Below are 14603 nucleotides of genomic sequence, written 5' to 3'. Positions count from 1 at the left end.
CCGGCCATGAAATATTTCCATCTCATCTGGGCGGAGCTGATGCGGCGCAAGACCCGCACGCTGCTGACCCTGTTGTCGATCGTCGCCGCGTTCTTGCTGTTCGGCCTGCTCGACGGCGTGCGCGAGAGCTTCGACCAGGCCGGCAACAGCGCCAACGGCGCCAAGCGCCTGCAGACCGGTTCGCGGCTGTCCTTCATCCAACCGCTGCCGATGTCGCTCAACGACCGCATCGGCCAGGTGCCGGGCGTGAAGCAGGTGTCCTACGCCAACTGGTTCGGCGGCGCCTATCAGGATCCGCACAACCAGATCTTCAGCTTCGCGGTGGCGCCGAACTATCTCGACCTGTTCCCGGAAATCAACGTCGACAAAGCCCAGCGCAAGGCCTTCGACGACACCCGCACCGGCGTGCTGGTCGGCGCCCAGCTGATGCAGCGCTTCGGCTGGAAAGTCGGGCAAAAGCTGCCGCTGCAATCGACCATCTTCCCGACCCGCGACGGCAGCAAGAACTGGAGCTTCGACATCGTCGGGGTGATCTCCGCAGCCGACAAGAAGACCGGCGGCTGGTACGACCAGATGGTGCTGATGCACTGGAAGTACTTCGACGATTCCAATCCGTACAACCGCGGTCAGGTCGGCTGGTACGTCACCGAAGTGAGCGACGTGAATCAGGCCGACCGCGTGGCCAAGGCCATCGACGCGATCTCGGCCAACTCCGACCACGAGAGCAAGACCCAGACCGAAGCCGCCTCGGCCGCGAACTGGATGAAGCAGATGGCCGACATCGGCCTGATCGTGGGTTCGATCATGGGCGCGGTGTTCTTCACCCTGGTGCTGCTGACCGGCAACACCATGGCCCAGGCGGTGCGCGAACGCACCTCGGAACTGGCCGTGCTCAAGACCATCGGTTTCCCCGACCGCAGCGTGCTGACCTTGGTGCTGGCCGAATCGGTGTTGCTGCTGTTGATCGGCGGCGTGATCGGCGTGGGCTTGGCCGGCTTGCTCGGCCCCATCGTCAGCGCCGGCAGCCGCGGCGCGATCAACGTGCCGCCGATCGGCGCCAGCAGTTGGTTGCTCGCGCTCGGGTTGATGGTCGCCATCGGTTTGGTGGTCGGCGCGCTGCCGGCGATCCGGGCGATGCGCCTCAACATCGTCGACGCCCTGTCCGGGCGCTAACGGAGACTGCATATGAACAAGCTCGTTAAATTGGGCCGCGGCCTCCTCATCGCGCTCGTGCTGATCGCCGGGCTCGCGCTGTGGGCCGTCGCGCCGTGGCCGGTGTTGCTGGCCCTGGCCGCCGCGCTGGCGCTGTGGATGCTGCTGACCCGCAGCGGCCAGCAAGCCGCGTCGGTGGCCGGCGTCGGCATCAGCACGCTCAAGCAGCGCTTGGGCTCGTCGTCGGTGGTGGTGATCGGCATCGCCGGCGTGGTCGCGGTGTTGGTGGCGATGCTGTCGATGGCCGAAGGCTACCGGCAGACGCTCGCGCGCACCGGCAGCGACGACAGCGTGATCGTGCTGCGCGGCGCCTCGGCGGCGGAAGTGATGTCGACCCTCGACCTCGCCAGCATCAACGTGATCGAACAGGCGCCCGGCATCGCCCGCGGCCCCGACGGCCGCCCGCTGGCCTCGCCGGAAACCGTGGTCGCGGCCAATTTGCCGGTCAAGGGCGGCGCCCCCGGCCAGGACGGCAGCGTGCAGCTGCGCGGCGTCGGCGACCGCGCGTGGCTGGTGCGGCCGCAGGTCAAGATCGAGAAGGGCCGCAAGTTCGAGACCGGCAAGCGCGAAGTGATGGTCGGCAGCGGCGCGCAGCGCCAGTTCGCCGGCATGGAAGTGGGCAAGCAGATCCGCCTGGGCTCCGAGCAGTGGACCGTGGTCGGCGTGTTCAAGTCCGGCGACGCGATGGATTCGGAACTGTGGGCCGACGCCGAAATGGTCGCGGCGACCTACCGCCGCGGCGCCTCGCGCAACGCGGTCGTCGCCAAGCTCAGCTCGGCCAAGGAGTTCAAGAGCTTCAAGGCCGCGCTGGCCGCCGACCCGCGCTTGCAGGTCGACGTCACCACCACCGCCGACTACTTCGCCAAGCAGTCCGAGACCATGACCACGGTGATCCGCGTCATCGGCATCGTGGTCGGTTCGATCATGGCCATCGGCGCGGTGTTCGGCGCGCTCAACACCATGTTCGCCACCGTCGCCACCCGCGCGCGCGAGATCGCGACCCTGCGCGCGATCGGCTTCCGCGGCCTGCCGGTGGTGGTGGCGGTGATGCTGGAAACGATGCTGCTGGCGCTGATCGGCGGCCTGATCGGCGGCTTGCTGGCGTGGGCGATCTTCAACGGCTACACCGCATCGACCATCGCCGGCGGCGTCGGCCAGCTCACCTTCGACTTCCGCGTCACCGGCGCGCTGCTGTGGAGCGGCTTGAAGTGGGCGCTGGCGATCGGCTTCGTCGGCGGCCTGTTCCCGGCGCTGCGCGCGGCGACCTTGCCGGTGACCTCGGCCTTGCGCGCGTTGTAAGCGCGCGCGGCGAAGTCCGATAAAACGAAAGCCCCCTTCGCGAGAAGGGGGCTTTTTGTTTGTCCGCTGAAGACGCCGACGCGTCGTTACGCCGCCCCGGCCGCCGCCGTGAGCCTGCGCGAGCGCAACACGCCTTCGCCGGCGAACACCACCAGGCCGAACCAGATCAGCGCGAAACCGACCGCGCGGGTCGCGTCGAAGGCTTCGCGCAGCACCAGCCAGCCGATCAGGAACTGCAAGGTCGGCGCGACGTACTGCAACAAGCCGATCGCGGTCAGCGACACCCGCCGCACCGCGTAGGCGAAGCCGATCAGCGGCAGCGCGGTCAGCGCGCCGGCGATCACCAGCAACGCGTCGATGCCCAGGCCCCAGCCGCCGAGGAAACCGCCCTGGCCGTGGCTTTCGCCCCAGAACATCAGCGCCAGCGCCGGCACGAACAAGTACGCGTTCTCCACGCCCAGGCCGGTCACCGCTTCCACCGCGACCAGCTTGCGCACCAGTCCGTACACCGCGAACGACACCGCCAGCCCGAGCGCGATCAACGGCGGGCGGCCGTACTGCGCGGTCAGCCACAACACGCCGGCGAAGGCCAGCGCGACCGACACCCATTGCACCGCGCGCAGGCGCTCGCCGAGGAACAGCACGCCGAGCATCACGCTCACCAGCGGGCCGATGAAATAGCCCAAGCTGGTCTCGATCACGTGGCCGGCGTTGACCGCCCATATGTACAAGCCCCAGTTGAACGCGATCAGGCAGCCGCTGACCGCGAGCATGCCGGCCTTGCGCGGCTCGCGCAGCACGTCCAGCAGCCAGCCCCGGCCGTTCTTCCAGCACAGCCACGCGGTCACCAGCAGCGTGCTCCACACGATGCGGTGGGCCACGATCATCAGCGAGGGAACCGAGTTGAGCAGATGCCAGTACAGCGGCATCAACCCCCACAGCACGAAGGACGCGACCGCGATCCACAGACCGCGCCGGTCGGTGCCGGTATTCATGATTGCTTCTCCAATTCGCCCGCGGCGACGACGGCCGGCGCGGGCGGGGCCGCGACGACCGCGGCCTTGGCCGCGCGCGCTTTGGCCAGGGTGATGATGACCACGCCGACCAGGATCACCGCCATCGCGCCCAGGTCGTGGGAGGTGAAACGTTCGCCCGCCAGCAGCGCGCCGAACAGTACCGCGATTGGCGGATTGACGTAGGCGTAGCTGGTCGCCAGCGCCGGTCGCACGTGGTGCAGCAGCCAAATGTAGGCGGTGAAGCCGAAGATCGAGCCGGCCACGACCAGATACAGCAGCGCGGCGGTCGCGCCGAAGGTCGGCGTCTGGGTGATGCGTTCGCCGGTCACCAGCGCCGCGCCGAGCATCCACGCGCTGCCGGTGAGCATCTGCGCGCTGGCGGTCATGAACGGCGACGGCAGGTCGAGGTCGCGGCTCCAGATCGAGCCCCAGGCCCAGGCGATGGGTGCGACGATCAGACACACCAGCCCGAGCGTCGACGCCGACAGCTTGCCGCCGGCATTGAGCCAGACCACGCCGGCGAAACCGATCGCCAGCCCGACCCACTCGATCTTGGAGGGATGGCGCCCGCGCATCATCGCGAACACGCCGGCGAACAGCGGCATCGACGCCACCGCGATCGCCGCCAGCCCCGAATCGACCTGAGTCTCGGCCAGATTCACCAGCCCGTTGGACAGCAGCACCATGAAGATCGACAGCACCCACAGCGTGCGCCACTGCTTGCGCGTCGGCGCCGCGGTGCCGCGCCGGCGCAGCACCACGTACATCAGCGCGCCGGCCAGGAACATGCGCGCCGCGCCGAGCAGGAACGGCGGGTAGCTCGCCAGGGCGAAGCGGATGCCAAGGTAAGTCGAGCCCCACAGCACGTACACCGAGGCCAGGGCGAAGCCGATGGCCAGCGGACCGGGAGCGCGGGAATCGGAGGAAGCGGCGGCGCTCATGGGTCGGGTTCTCGCGAAAAAGCGGAAGGAAGAAGCGGCGGAGAAAAACGCGATAGCTTGACGCGCCCGCGGCCGCGGCGGGAGCGAGAAAAACTTGAGTCAGTGTGTAAACAATCTTGAGTCCGCGCGGTCCGTGCGCGCCGGCTGGCTTCGCGCGGTCCTCGCGCATCCGCTCGCGACCGCGCGTCCCGCGCGTCGGCGTCCCTGCGCGACGGGCGCGGCCGCGGGCGCGAAGCCCGTGGATCGCCGCCTGGAGGCCGCCGTCGCATCCTTCGACGCCCCTGCGTCCCGGTTCGTGGTGCGAGCCGGTTCGCGCTAGCCCCGTCCGTGCCGGTTACGCGGTCCGCATCGACCGCGCTTCAAGCGCCGATCCCGTGCCGTCGCCGCCGCCCGCCCGCCCGCGCGATCCGATCGCGCGCGCCGGCCGCCGCGCTCACTCCCGCGCGAGAAACCGCGACACGCTGGTGCGGCCGCTGCCGACCACGCGCCGGCGCGGGTCGTCGTACACGTCGATCACCTCAAAGCCGGCCTTGCGCATCATCCCGGCCGATCCTTCGTTGTCTTCGTGACGCTCGATGTAGATCTCGCGCAGCCCCATCGCGCGCATCCGCGCCACCGCCAATTCCAGCAGGCGCGAACCCAGCCCCTGCGCGCGGTGGCCGCGATGCACCACCGCCTCGCCGACATGGCCCTGCCAGGCGATCTCGCGCCCGGCCGGCTGATAGCGATGGAAGGCGTCGCTCGGCTCGAACGTGACTACCGCCACGATTTCGCCGCCGGCCAGCGCGACCATCGCCTGGGTGCGCCCACGCCGGATCCCCGCCAAGTGCGCGGCGAGCTCCTGCTCGGGCAGGTAGTTCCAGGGATTGGGCCCATGTTCGCGGATCAGCGCCAAAATCTCGCCGATCTGCTCGGGTACAGCGGCTTGCGTCACGTACCGGGACATCCCGGGGGCGTCCGTTCTTGAGGGGTCGGGGGGATCGCGCCGGCACCTAAAAATTCTTGGCGCCGCCGGAGCAAGAATAGCGTATCGATGTCAGTCAAATTGCGGTTGAAAATTTTCCCGCAGGGACGCAAAAATCTTGCATGAACGTTGCCCCCCTGGTCCTGGACGAATTCGATCACAAGCTGCTCGAGCTGCTCCAACACGACGCCTCGGCGACCCTGAGCGAGCTCGGCGATGCGGTCGGCCTGTCGCCGAGCGCGGTCCAGCGCCGCATGACCCGCTATCGCCAGGACGGCCTGATGCGTCAGGTCGCCGTGCTCGACCCGATGGCCCTGGGCAGCACCCTGGCCGCGGTGTGGGTCACCATGGAACGCGAATCCGCCGAAGGCAACGCCGCCTTCCACGCCCGCGTGCGCGCCGCGCCGGAGGTGCAGCAGTGTTACACGCTGGCCGGCGAATGGGATTACCTGGTGATCCTGGCCACCACCGGCGTCGCCCACTGCCGGCAGGTGGTGGACCGCTTGTTCCTCGACGAAGGCAACGTCAAGCGCTACGACACCCACCTCGTGTTCGACGTGGTCAAGCACGGACTGGAACTGCCCACGCGCGATGCGCCGCGCGCGGCGCGCAAGCGGCGTGGCGGTTGAGGGGCAGTTCGAGCCGCGGCCGCTGCCGCTGTCGGTAGGAGCGGCGTGAGCCGCGACCGCGCTGCTTCAAATTCGCGCCGCAACCCGAATGTCGCGGTCGCGGCTCGCGCCGCTCCTACAGCGGCTTCGGCCGGATCGGCCTCTTCTTGCGCCGGCGCAGCGTCGTCGTCGCCCGATTCCATCGCAGCGCAACCTTCCCGTAGGAGCGGCGTGAGCCGCGACCGCGCTGCTTCGAACTCGCGCCGCAACCCGAATGCCGCGGTCGCGGCTCACGCCGCTCCTACAGCGGCTTCGGCCGGATCGGCCTCAGCTTGCGCCGACACGACTTCGCCGTCGCCCGACTCAACCGCAAGCCACGCAATCCCCCTGTAGGAGCGGCGCAAGCCGCGACCGCGCCGTTTCACTCTCGCGCCGCAACCCCACTGTCGCGGCGCGACGCAACTCGCAGCATCGCGAAACCAATCGCGGCGCCATACGACGCGCCCCTCAAGCCGCCCGCTCGCGCTGCAAGAGCTTCTCCTTCAACGGCAGCCCCCAGCGATACCCGCCCAGCGACCCATCGCCGCGCACCACGCGATGGCACGGCACCACCACCGCCACCTTGTTGTTCGCGCAGGCTTGCGCCACCGCGCGCGCACCACGCGGCGAGCCGATCTGCCGCGCCACTTCTTCGTAGCTGCGGGTCTGCCCCGGTGGGATCTTCATCAGCGCGTCCCACACCTTCTTTTGGAACGCGGTACCGATCAGATCCACCGGCACCTCGCGCTCGCCGCCGCCGAGGGTGTCGGCCACGGCCTGCACGCGCGGGGCGAGGAATTCGTCGCGGCCGGCGTCCACGCGCTCCAGCGACGCGCGCGGGAATTCGTCGCGCAGCCGCGCTTCCAACGCCGCCGCGTCGTCGCCGAGTTCGACCATGCAGATGCCGCGCGCGGTGGTCGCCACCAACGCCAGGCCGAGCGCGGTGCGGGTGACGCTCCAGCGGATCTGCTCGCCCTCGCCGCCCGCGCGGTAGCGCGCCGGCGTCATGCCCAGTCGCGCCGCGCCCGCCTCGTACACGCGCGAGGGCGAGCCGTAGCCGGCGTCGTAGAGCGCGGCGCTGACGTCGTTGCCGTCGCGCAGCGCGCTGCGCAGGCTGCCGAGCTTGCGCTGGGCGAGGTACTCGGCCGGGCTCAGGCCGAAGCGCGCGCTGAAGCGGCGCTGCAGGTGCGAGGGGCTGAGGCCGACCGCGGCCGACAACTCGGTCAGCGACAGTTCGCCGCCGTCGAGCAGTTGCCGTGCGCGCTCGAGCTTGTCGGCGGGGGCGGCGTGGAGGGATTCGCCGGCGGCCGTCTGAGCGGCGGCGCCGGGACCGGACTTGCGCAGGGGGGATTTGGCGTTCATAGGGCAAGACTAGGCCGGTGCGGGCGGGGTCGCTATCCGCATCTTGTGGGCGGGGGTTTTCCTTGGCGAATGAGCTTCGGGTTTCGCTCTGCGCGGCTTGCGGCGCGAGATTGGCAGGGAGCGGTCGCGGCTTACGCCGCTCCTACAGGCATGCTCCGACGCTTTCGTCGCGGGCAAAAAGAAAGCGCGCCGAGAGGCGCGCTTTCCGTGCAGCGAAAACCCGGCGAGGCTCAGTCGGCCCAATGCCCCGGCCGCGTCGCGGTCGGCAGCACCTGCGCCGAGAGCTGACGGTCGTTGTTGAGCAGGCGCACCGCGTCGGCCAGGATCGTGGCCGATTCGCGCAGCAGCGGGTCCGGACGCTTGTCGGCCAGCTTCTCGCGCGCCGCGTCCTTGACGATGTCGCGCTCGGACGAAGCCAAGCCGTCGTCGTTGGAATCGTCGGCCAGCGGATCCAGGGCCAAGCCGAGCTGCTTGCGCTCGTCCTGACGCTGCTTGCGCTTGGCGTCCTCGCGGTCGCGCTCGGCGCGGCGGTCGGCCTCGTTGAGCGAGATCCACTTCTTGGCGCGCTCTTCGCGGAACTGCGCCACGTCCTGCGACCACCACTGGAATTCCTTGTCGCCGGCGATGCGCGAGCTGTGCAGGGTTTCCAGCTTCGGCAGCAACGGCGCGAAGTTGCCGTAGCTGGTGTGCTGCACGGCGGCGATCTTGGTCCACGGCAGCGCGTTGTCGTAGGTGCTCTCGCCGTACTCGGTGGCGTCGACCGACACCGGGAAGGCGAGGTCGGGCACCACGCCCTTGTTCTGGGTCGAGCCGCCGCTGACGCGGAAGAACTGGGCGATGGTCAGCTTGACCTGACCGAAGCGCGCGGTCTCGTTGGCCGGCCAGCGGTCCAGATCGACCAGGTTCTGCACCGTGCCCTTGCCGAAGCTGGTTTCGCCGATGACGAGGCCGCGGCCGTAGTCCTGGATGGCGCCGGCGAAGATTTCCGAAGCCGAGGCCGAACCGCGGTTGATCAGCACCGCCAGCGGGCCTTCCCAGGCGATGCCGTTGTCGCTGTCGCCTTCCACGCTGACCCGGCCGCCGGATTCGCGCACCTGCACCACCGGGCCGCGGTCGATGAACAGACCGGTGAGCTCGATGGCTTCGTTGAGCGAACCGCCGCCGTTGTTGCGCAGGTCCAGCACCACACCGTCGACCTTGTCGGCGCGCAGCTTGACCAGCAGCTTGGCGACGTCGCGGGTGGCCGAGGCATAGTCGTTGGCGTTCTTGCGGCGGCCTTCGAAGTCCTGATAGAAGCCCGGCAGCTTGATCACGCCGATGCGCTTGGCCGGGCCGTCGCCGGCCGCGGGAATGTCGATGATTTCCGACTTGGCGGCCTGTTCTTCCAGGCGCACCTTGTCGCGCACCAGCACGATGCGGTTGGGCTTGCTGTCCTGACCGGCTTCGGCCGGGATCACGTCCAGGCGCACCTTGGTGCCCTTGGGGCCGCGGATCTTGGCGACGACGTCGTCGATGCGCCAGCCGATCACGTCCTCCATCTGCCCGCTGTCGCCCTGGCCGACGCCGACGATGCGGTCGCCGGGCTTGACCAGATGGCTGCGCGCGGCCGGGCCGCCGGGGATGATCTCGCGGATCGCGACCACATCGTCCTGCTTCTGCAGCTGCGCGCCGATGCCGTCGAGCGACAGCGACATGGTCATGTTGAAGTTGTCGGCCGACTTCGGCGTGAGGTAGTCGGTGTGCGGATCGATCGCGTTGGCGTAGCTGTTGACGAAGGTCTGGAACACGTCCTCGCCCTTGAGCTCGCCGATGCTCTTGGCCATGTTCGCGTAGCGCTTGTCCAGCGTCTTGGCGATGTCCTCGGGCTTCTTGCCGGCGAGCTTCAGGCGCAGCCAGTCGTTGCGCACCGACTGCTTCCACAGCGCGTCGACCGCGGCGGTGTCGGCGGGCCACGGCGCTTCCTTGCGGTCGTACTCGTAGCGCTCGTTGCCGGTGAACTCGAAGTTGCCGGTCTGCTTGAGCAGGCCGCGCGCGTAGGCGACGCGTTCGTCGACGCGCTGGCGGTAGGTGCTGAAGATGGTGTACGCCGGAGTCAGATCGCCGCTCTTGATCGCGTCGTCGAGCTTGGTCTTGAACGCGTCGAAGCGGCCGATGTCGGCGGCGCTGAAGAATTGCTTGTTCGGATCGAGCGATTCGAGATAGCGCTTGTACATGTCGGCCGACAGCGCGTCGTCGAGCGCGCGCGGCCGGTAGGCGTAGCGGCTGTCGGAGAGCAGGCCGTAGACGAGCTTGGCCGCCGTGGTCTGGTCGGCGGTGGGCGCGCTGGGCAGGGTCGAAACGGAATTCGAGGCCGCCGCGCCGTCGGGCCGCGCCAGCAAGGCCAGCGGAGCGGTGAGCAGCAGGCCTGCGAACAGGGTCAGGGCACGCGTGTTCTTGGAGGTCATCGCGAGGGTCTTCCCGGCCGGGGGAGCCGGACTTGGCGGTTGCAGCAGGAGGATGGTGCGGACTTGGACAAGACCACAGTGCCGAAAGTTGCCGGCCCTGTCACGCGGCCCGGCGCAAATGCGCGTTGCAGGGGTGAATCCGGTTCAGATTGCCGCCGTGAGCGGTCGCGGGCGCGCGGCGGCGGGCGTTTCGGCGGCGGTCGCGGGACCGCGGCGGGCGCCCGCACAGCGCGCTTGCCGCCCCATCGGGGCCGGCCTATGTTGGCGTCGGGCAAACTGCGGCCGGCCTGTCGCCGGCGCGTTTTGCGTGCGCCTGCCGCGCGAACCGAACCCGTCCGACCCGAACCGCCGCGACGCCGCGAACGCGCCGCCTCACCTCCGCTCACCGCCCCGCCATGCGCCCTGCCCGCCTCGCCGCCCTCGCCGCCCTCGCCGTCCTTAGCGCCAGCCTGCTCGGCGGCTGCGCCGATTCGCGCGGCGACGCGCACCGGCGCTATTTCGCCGAACAGGTCGCGCGCCGACTCGAAGGCCGCGATTCGGCCGTGGTCGAGGCGGCGCGGCTCACCGACTTCGATTGGCGGCAGCTGTGCTTCGAACGCGCGCAGCAATTGGAATTGAAATTCGCCGATGCGGGACGCTCGATGCGCTTCGATCCCGAGACTTATTTCGTCGCCGAACCCTATGTCGAAGGCTCTCCGGACGGACGCTGCATCGGCCGCGACGGTCGCCTGCTGCTCAAGCGCAAATACCCGGGCGTCAAGGACACGGTCGAATTCCAACTCGCCCCGGCGCCGTAAGCGCGACGCGCGTTCGCGCCGCGCAGCGAAAAAAAAGCCGGCGCAAGCGCCGGCTTTTTCGCATCGCCGCTCGCGGCGCCAGCGCGGCTCAGGCCTGCGCGAACCCGGCGTCGATGGCCTGACGGTCGGCGTGGTACGACGAACGCACCAGCGGGCCGGAGGCGACGTGGGTGAAGCCCAGCGACATGCCGTAGACCTCGAGTTCCTTGAACTCTTCCGGCGTCCAGTAGCGCAGCACCGGGTGGTGGTGCGCGGTCGGCTGCAGGTACTGGCCGATGGTGATCATGTCGACGTCGTGCGCGCGCAGGTCGCGCAAGGTCGCCTGCACCTGCTCCATGGTTTCGCCCAGGCCGAGCATGATGCCGGACTTGGTCGCCACCTCCGGATGCTGCGCCTTGAACTTCTGCAGCAGGGTCAGCGACCACTGGTAATCGGCGCCCGGACGCACGTTGGCGTACAGGTCCGGCACGGTCTCGACGTTGTGGTTGAACACGTCCGGCGGATTGTTCGCCAGGATTTCCAGCGCGCGTTCCATACGGCCCTTGCCGCGGAAGTCCGGGGTCAGCACTTCGATCTTGGTGCGCGGGCTCTGCGCGCGGATCGCGGCGATGCAGTCGACGAAGTGCTGGGCGCCGCCGTCGCGCAGGTCGTCGCGGTCGACGCTGGTGACCACCACGTACTTCAGGCCCATGTCGGCGACGGTGTTGGCCAGGTTGATCGGCTCCTGCGGATCCGGCGGCTTGGGCCGGCCGTGGGCGACGTCGCAGAACGAGCAGCGGCGGGTGCAGACCTCGCCGAGGATCATGAAGGTCGCGGTGCCGTGGCCGAAGCACTCGTGGATGTTCGGGCAGCTGGCTTCCTCGCACACCGTCACCAGACGGTTCTCGCGCAGCTTGGCCTTGAGCTGGGCGACCGAGTTGCCCGAGGGGATGCGCACGCGGATCCACGAGGGCTTGCGCAGCACCGGCGCGTCGGCGAACTGCACCGGCGAGCGGTTGATCTTGTCGCCGCCGAGCTGTTTGGCGCCCGGCGTCATCGTCGTGGACTGCAGCACCGCCGGGGCCGCGACCGGATCGGCCGCGCCGACGACGGTGAGCGGGATGGTCTTGGTCGCGGTGTCGCTCATGTGTGCTTCGGCTCTGATTCGTTGGACTCCCTCTCCCGGGTGTGGGAGAGGGCCGGGGTGAGGGGCTTTCGGCGGCCTGCGGTGTCGCGGCGCCGGGCGGATTCATGCGCCCTCATCCGCCCTTCGGGCACCCACTCCCGCTGGGCGGGAGAAGGAAAAACGGTCAACCGAAATTCAACGGCGCCGCATCCTCGACGCTCAAACCGAACTGGCGCGCGATCTGCGCGACCAGCACCGGCTTGACCTGGTCCATGCCCGAGGGGCCGCCCAAGTCTAGCACCGAGGTCACCCGCAGCCCCTGGTAACCGCAGGGATTGATGCGCTGGTACGGCGACAAATCCATCGCGATGTTGAACGCCAGCCCGTGGAAAGTGCAGCCGCGGCGCACGCGGATGCCCAGGGCCATGACCTTGGCGCCGGCCACGTACACGCCCGGGGCGCCGTCGCGGCGCGCGCCTTCGATGTTCCATTCGGCCAGGGTGTCGATGGTCGCCTGCTCGATCCGGTCCACGTACTCGCGCACGCCGACCTTGAGCCGGCGCAGGTCCAGCAGCGGGTACAGCACGATCTGGCCGGGGCCGTGGTAGGTCACTTGCCCGCCGCGATCGACGTGGATCACCGGGATATCGCCCGGCATCAGCACGTGTTCGTCCTTGCCGGCCTGGCCGAGGGTGAACACCGGGTCGTGCTCGACCAGCCACAGTTCGTCGGGCGTGTCGGCGGTGCGCGCGTCGGTGAAGGCCTGCATCGCCCGCCATACCGGCTCGTAGGGCTGGCGGCCGAGTTCGCGCAGTTGCGCGCGCGGCGGCGCGGACGGACCGCCGAACACGTCGGCGACGGCGTCGATTACAGCGTCCACTTCACTTCCGGGTGATCGCGCAGGACCTGATGGGCCAGGTCGTACTGCGCGCGGTCGGCGGCGCGGAAGGTGATCCGCACCGACACGTACTTGCCGGTCGAGGACTGCTTCCACTGGATGGTTTCGGTTTCCACGTCGATCCCGGCCTCGAGCAGGCGCTTGGGCAGCTCGCGTTCCAGGCCGGCCTCGGCCGAGCCCATCGCGCTGAGCTCGAAGGTGCCGGGGAATTGGAAGCCGTGATCGGGGTTGTCGGAATGGATGTCCATGGCCGTCATTATGGGTCCGCCGCCAGGGCAACCCAAGCGCGGCGGCGGGACGCCGGCATTGCAGCGGTGGAACGCGGGCGCCGCCAGCCGCCAGATCCAACCGCCAAATTCGGCATGAACCGGGGCGCGGCGCGCTCGCGGCGGCGTCTGCCGCAACGGCGCGACAACCGTTAACGTGGTGCGCTCCGCTTCCGCCACTCAGGCCACGATGGGCCCGCGCGACCGCCAGCACTCGATCCGCCCCAAGGCGCCCACCCTGCTCGCCCTGCTGCTGTTCGCCGCCGCGCTGGCGGTGGCCGTGCCGACGCTGCGCCGGCCCGAGCGCGCCGGCTGGATCGCGCTGCCGCCGGCGCCGATGGACGCGACCGACCCGGACATCCGCGAGCTGCTGCGCAAATCCGCGCAAGCCGCCCCCGCCGGCCGGCCCGCGCTGGCCGCCGCCTGCGGCGCCGACGAGGTCGAGCCCGAGCGCCTGCCGCCGGATTTCGCCCGCCCGCCGGCGCTGCCGGACGACGACGAGGCGCCGATGGAGGAACGCTACGCCCTGCTGCTCGGCGGGCCCGGCCAGAGCGCGTGGCGGCTCGACATCGAGGTGTCCGGCGAGCGCGCCCGCCTGCGAGCGCTCGCGCCCGGCGTGGGCGCGGCCGAACGCGAACTGCCGCTGGCCGCGCTGGCGCCGCTGCGCGCGGCCCTGGACGCGCCGGAGCTGTGGTCGGCGCCGCAGCGCAGCGCGGTGTTCTGCGCCGACCGCCATCGCTTGCGCCAAGCGTTCTTCGAGGCCTGCGTCGACGGCCGCTACTACGCCCGCGACCGCGCCTGCGACCGCAACGCGTGGCCGCTGCTCGATGCGCTGTGGCGGCAGGCGCGCGCGGTCGCGCCGACGCCTGCGAGCGCGCCGACGCCTGCGGGCGCCGCGCCATGAACCGCCGCGCCGCGTCCCGCGACCGCCCCGCGCCGCCCAGCGGCGACCGCCTCGCGCTGATGCTCGACCTCGACGAAACCCTGCTCTACGCCAGCGATGTCGAACTCGACCGCCGCGCCGATTTCCGCGCGGTCGGCTACCACGTCTACCGCCGCCCGCACCTGCAGACCTTCCTCGACCACGTGCTGGCGCGTTACGACGTCGGCGTGTGGACCTCCTCGGGCCGCCTCTACGCCGAAGCCGTCTGCGCCGCGCTGTTTCCACCCGGAGCGCTGCGCTTTTTGTGGTCGAGCGAACGCTGCTCGCTGAGCCGCGACTGGAGCACCGGCGAATACCTCAACCGCAAGCGCCTGCACAAGCTCAAATCCCACGGATATCGGCTCGAACGCCTGCTCGCCATCGACGACACGCCGAGCAAGCACGCGCAGAACTACGGCAACCTGGTGTGCGTCAGCGAATACCTCGGCGAGGATCCGCACGACGACGAATTGCTGCAGCTGATTCCCTACCTCGACGCCCTGGCGGGCGAGGCGAACGTGCGCAAGATCGAGAAGCGGCGCTGGCGCGAGCGCGCCGTCGAAAGCGTCCCGGAGCCCGTGTAGGAGCGGCGTAAGCCGCGACCGCGACACCTCGCTTGCGTCGTAGGCCGGAGGTCGCGGTCGCGGCTTACGCCGCTCTTACAGGGGCTTTCCGTTGCAACGGGCCGGTCTCAATTCGTGCGCAAGAAGCGCGCTAAATTGGCGCATCG

General features: G+C 69.6%; 13 protein-coding genes and 1 pseudogene. 6 read left to right on the top strand and 8 right to left on the bottom strand.

Annotated elements, in window-relative coordinates; genetic code table 11:
- Positions 1 to 6: 6 nt before the first annotated feature.
- Complete coding sequence (locus tag J5226_RS08145) at positions 7 to 1173, top strand: ABC transporter permease (protein WP_215839422.1); 1167 nt, start codon at positions 7 to 9, stop codon at positions 1171 to 1173.
- 12 nt (positions 1174 to 1185) lie between these two features.
- Positions 1186 to 2511, top strand: a complete 1326-nt coding sequence (locus tag J5226_RS08140) for an ABC transporter permease (protein ID WP_215839421.1) — start codon at positions 1186 to 1188, stop codon at positions 2509 to 2511.
- 86 nt (positions 2512 to 2597) lie between these two features.
- Here the strand turns inward: J5226_RS08140 and rarD are convergent, their stop codons facing one another.
- The 3 genes and pseudogenes from rarD to J5226_RS08125 all read right to left on the bottom strand — a co-directional run bounded on the left by rarD (position 2598) and on the right by J5226_RS08125 (position 5402).
- Complete coding sequence (rarD, locus tag J5226_RS08135) at positions 2598 to 3506, bottom strand: EamA family transporter RarD (RefSeq protein ID WP_215839420.1); 909 nt, start codon at positions 3504 to 3506, stop codon at positions 2598 to 2600.
- A gap of 74 nt (positions 3507 to 3580) precedes the next feature.
- A pseudogene (gene yedA, locus J5226_RS08130) lies at positions 3581 to 4468 on the bottom strand (drug/metabolite exporter YedA); the annotation flags it as partial.
- 433 nt (positions 4469 to 4901) lie between these two features.
- Positions 4902 to 5402 (bottom strand): GNAT family N-acetyltransferase, encoded by a 501-nt coding sequence (locus J5226_RS08125; RefSeq protein ID WP_215839418.1) that lies wholly within the window; start codon positions 5400 to 5402, stop codon positions 4902 to 4904.
- 152 nt (positions 5403 to 5554) lie between these two features.
- Between J5226_RS08125 and J5226_RS08120 the strand changes: the two genes are divergently transcribed.
- The gene (locus tag J5226_RS08120) at positions 5555 to 6061 is read left to right on the top strand and encodes an Lrp/AsnC family transcriptional regulator (RefSeq protein ID WP_215839417.1); all 507 of its coding nucleotides are present in this window, start codon (positions 5555 to 5557) and stop codon (positions 6059 to 6061) included.
- Between the two features lie 486 nt (positions 6062 to 6547).
- Here J5226_RS08120 and J5226_RS08115 read toward each other — a convergent pair whose 3' ends face one another.
- Positions 6548 to 7441, bottom strand: coding sequence for a methylated-DNA--[protein]-cysteine S-methyltransferase (locus tag J5226_RS08115; protein WP_215839416.1), 894 nt, complete (start codon positions 7439 to 7441; stop codon positions 6548 to 6550).
- A gap of 230 nt (positions 7442 to 7671) precedes the next feature.
- A complete protein-coding gene (locus tag J5226_RS08110) occupies positions 7672 to 9885 on the bottom strand; it encodes a carboxy terminal-processing peptidase (protein ID WP_215839415.1) in 2214 nt (737 codons plus the stop codon).
- A 395-nt stretch (positions 9886 to 10280) separates the two neighbouring features.
- Between J5226_RS08110 and J5226_RS25375 the strand changes: the two genes are divergently transcribed.
- Positions 10281 to 10682 carry a hypothetical protein gene (locus J5226_RS25375; protein WP_255323027.1) on the top strand — a complete coding sequence of 134 codons (402 nt, stop codon included), beginning with the start codon at positions 10281 to 10283 and terminating at the stop codon, positions 10680 to 10682.
- 88 nt (positions 10683 to 10770) lie between these two features.
- On the opposite strand, the gene lipA is transcribed toward J5226_RS25375, so the two are convergent.
- From lipA to J5226_RS08090, 3 genes are all read right to left on the bottom strand, one after another.
- Complete coding sequence (lipA, locus tag J5226_RS08100; protein WP_215839414.1) at positions 10771 to 11808, bottom strand: lipoyl synthase; 1038 nt, start codon at positions 11806 to 11808, stop codon at positions 10771 to 10773.
- A 163-nt stretch (positions 11809 to 11971) separates the two neighbouring features.
- A complete protein-coding gene (gene lipB, locus J5226_RS08095) occupies positions 11972 to 12655 on the bottom strand; it encodes a lipoyl(octanoyl) transferase LipB (protein ID WP_215840359.1) in 684 nt (227 codons plus the stop codon).
- The gene (locus J5226_RS08090) at positions 12655 to 12933 is read right to left on the bottom strand and encodes a DUF493 family protein (RefSeq protein WP_215839413.1); all 279 of its coding nucleotides are present in this window, start codon (positions 12931 to 12933) and stop codon (positions 12655 to 12657) included. The genes lipB and J5226_RS08090 overlap by 1 nt, the downstream gene beginning before the upstream one ends.
- Before the next feature lie 178 nt (positions 12934 to 13111).
- Between J5226_RS08090 and J5226_RS08085 the strand changes: the two genes are divergently transcribed.
- Together J5226_RS08085 and J5226_RS08080 are read left to right on the top strand one after the other, a co-directional pair.
- Positions 13112 to 13855 carry a hypothetical protein gene (locus tag J5226_RS08085; RefSeq protein ID WP_215839412.1) on the top strand — a complete coding sequence of 248 codons (744 nt, stop codon included), beginning with the start codon at positions 13112 to 13114 and terminating at the stop codon, positions 13853 to 13855.
- Complete coding sequence (locus J5226_RS08080) at positions 13852 to 14457, top strand: HAD family hydrolase (RefSeq protein WP_215839411.1); 606 nt, start codon at positions 13852 to 13854, stop codon at positions 14455 to 14457. Before J5226_RS08085 ends, J5226_RS08080 begins: the two co-directional genes overlap by 4 nt.
- Positions 14458 to 14603 lie beyond the last annotated feature (146 nt).

Origin of the sequence: Lysobacter sp. K5869 (genome assembly GCF_018847975.1) — a bacterium.
Classification (GTDB): Bacteria; Pseudomonadota; Gammaproteobacteria; order Xanthomonadales; family Xanthomonadaceae; genus Lysobacter.
The sequence above is the reverse complement of the archived record's forward strand: the minus strand, read 5'-3'. Positions and strand labels throughout refer to the sequence as shown.

Excerpts from the sequence above, each read along its gene's own strand:
- J5226_RS08145 (WP_215839422.1), top strand. The coding sequence starts at position 7 with ATGAAATATTTCCATCTCATCTGGGCGGAGCTGATGCGGCGCAAGACC.
- J5226_RS08140 (WP_215839421.1), top strand. The coding sequence starts at position 1,186 with ATGAACAAGCTCGTTAAATTGGGCCGCGGCCTCCTCATCGCGCTCGTG.
- rarD (WP_215839420.1), bottom strand. The coding sequence starts at position 3,506 with ATGAATACCGGCACCGACCGGCGCGGTCTGTGGATCGCGGTCGCGTCC.
- J5226_RS08120 (WP_215839417.1), top strand. The coding sequence starts at position 5,555 with ATGAACGTTGCCCCCCTGGTCCTGGACGAATTCGATCACAAGCTGCTC.
- J5226_RS08115 (WP_215839416.1), bottom strand. The coding sequence starts at position 7,441 with ATGAACGCCAAATCCCCCCTGCGCAAGTCCGGTCCCGGCGCCGCCGCT.
- J5226_RS08110 (WP_215839415.1), bottom strand. The coding sequence starts at position 9,885 with ATGACCTCCAAGAACACGCGTGCCCTGACCCTGTTCGCAGGCCTGCTG.
- J5226_RS25375 (WP_255323027.1), top strand. The coding sequence starts at position 10,281 with ATGCGCCCTGCCCGCCTCGCCGCCCTCGCCGCCCTCGCCGTCCTTAGC.
- lipA (WP_215839414.1), bottom strand. The coding sequence starts at position 11,808 with ATGAGCGACACCGCGACCAAGACCATCCCGCTCACCGTCGTCGGCGCG.
- J5226_RS08090 (WP_215839413.1), bottom strand. The coding sequence starts at position 12,933 with ATGGACATCCATTCCGACAACCCCGATCACGGCTTCCAATTCCCCGGC.
- J5226_RS08080 (WP_215839411.1), top strand. The coding sequence starts at position 13,852 with ATGAACCGCCGCGCCGCGTCCCGCGACCGCCCCGCGCCGCCCAGCGGC.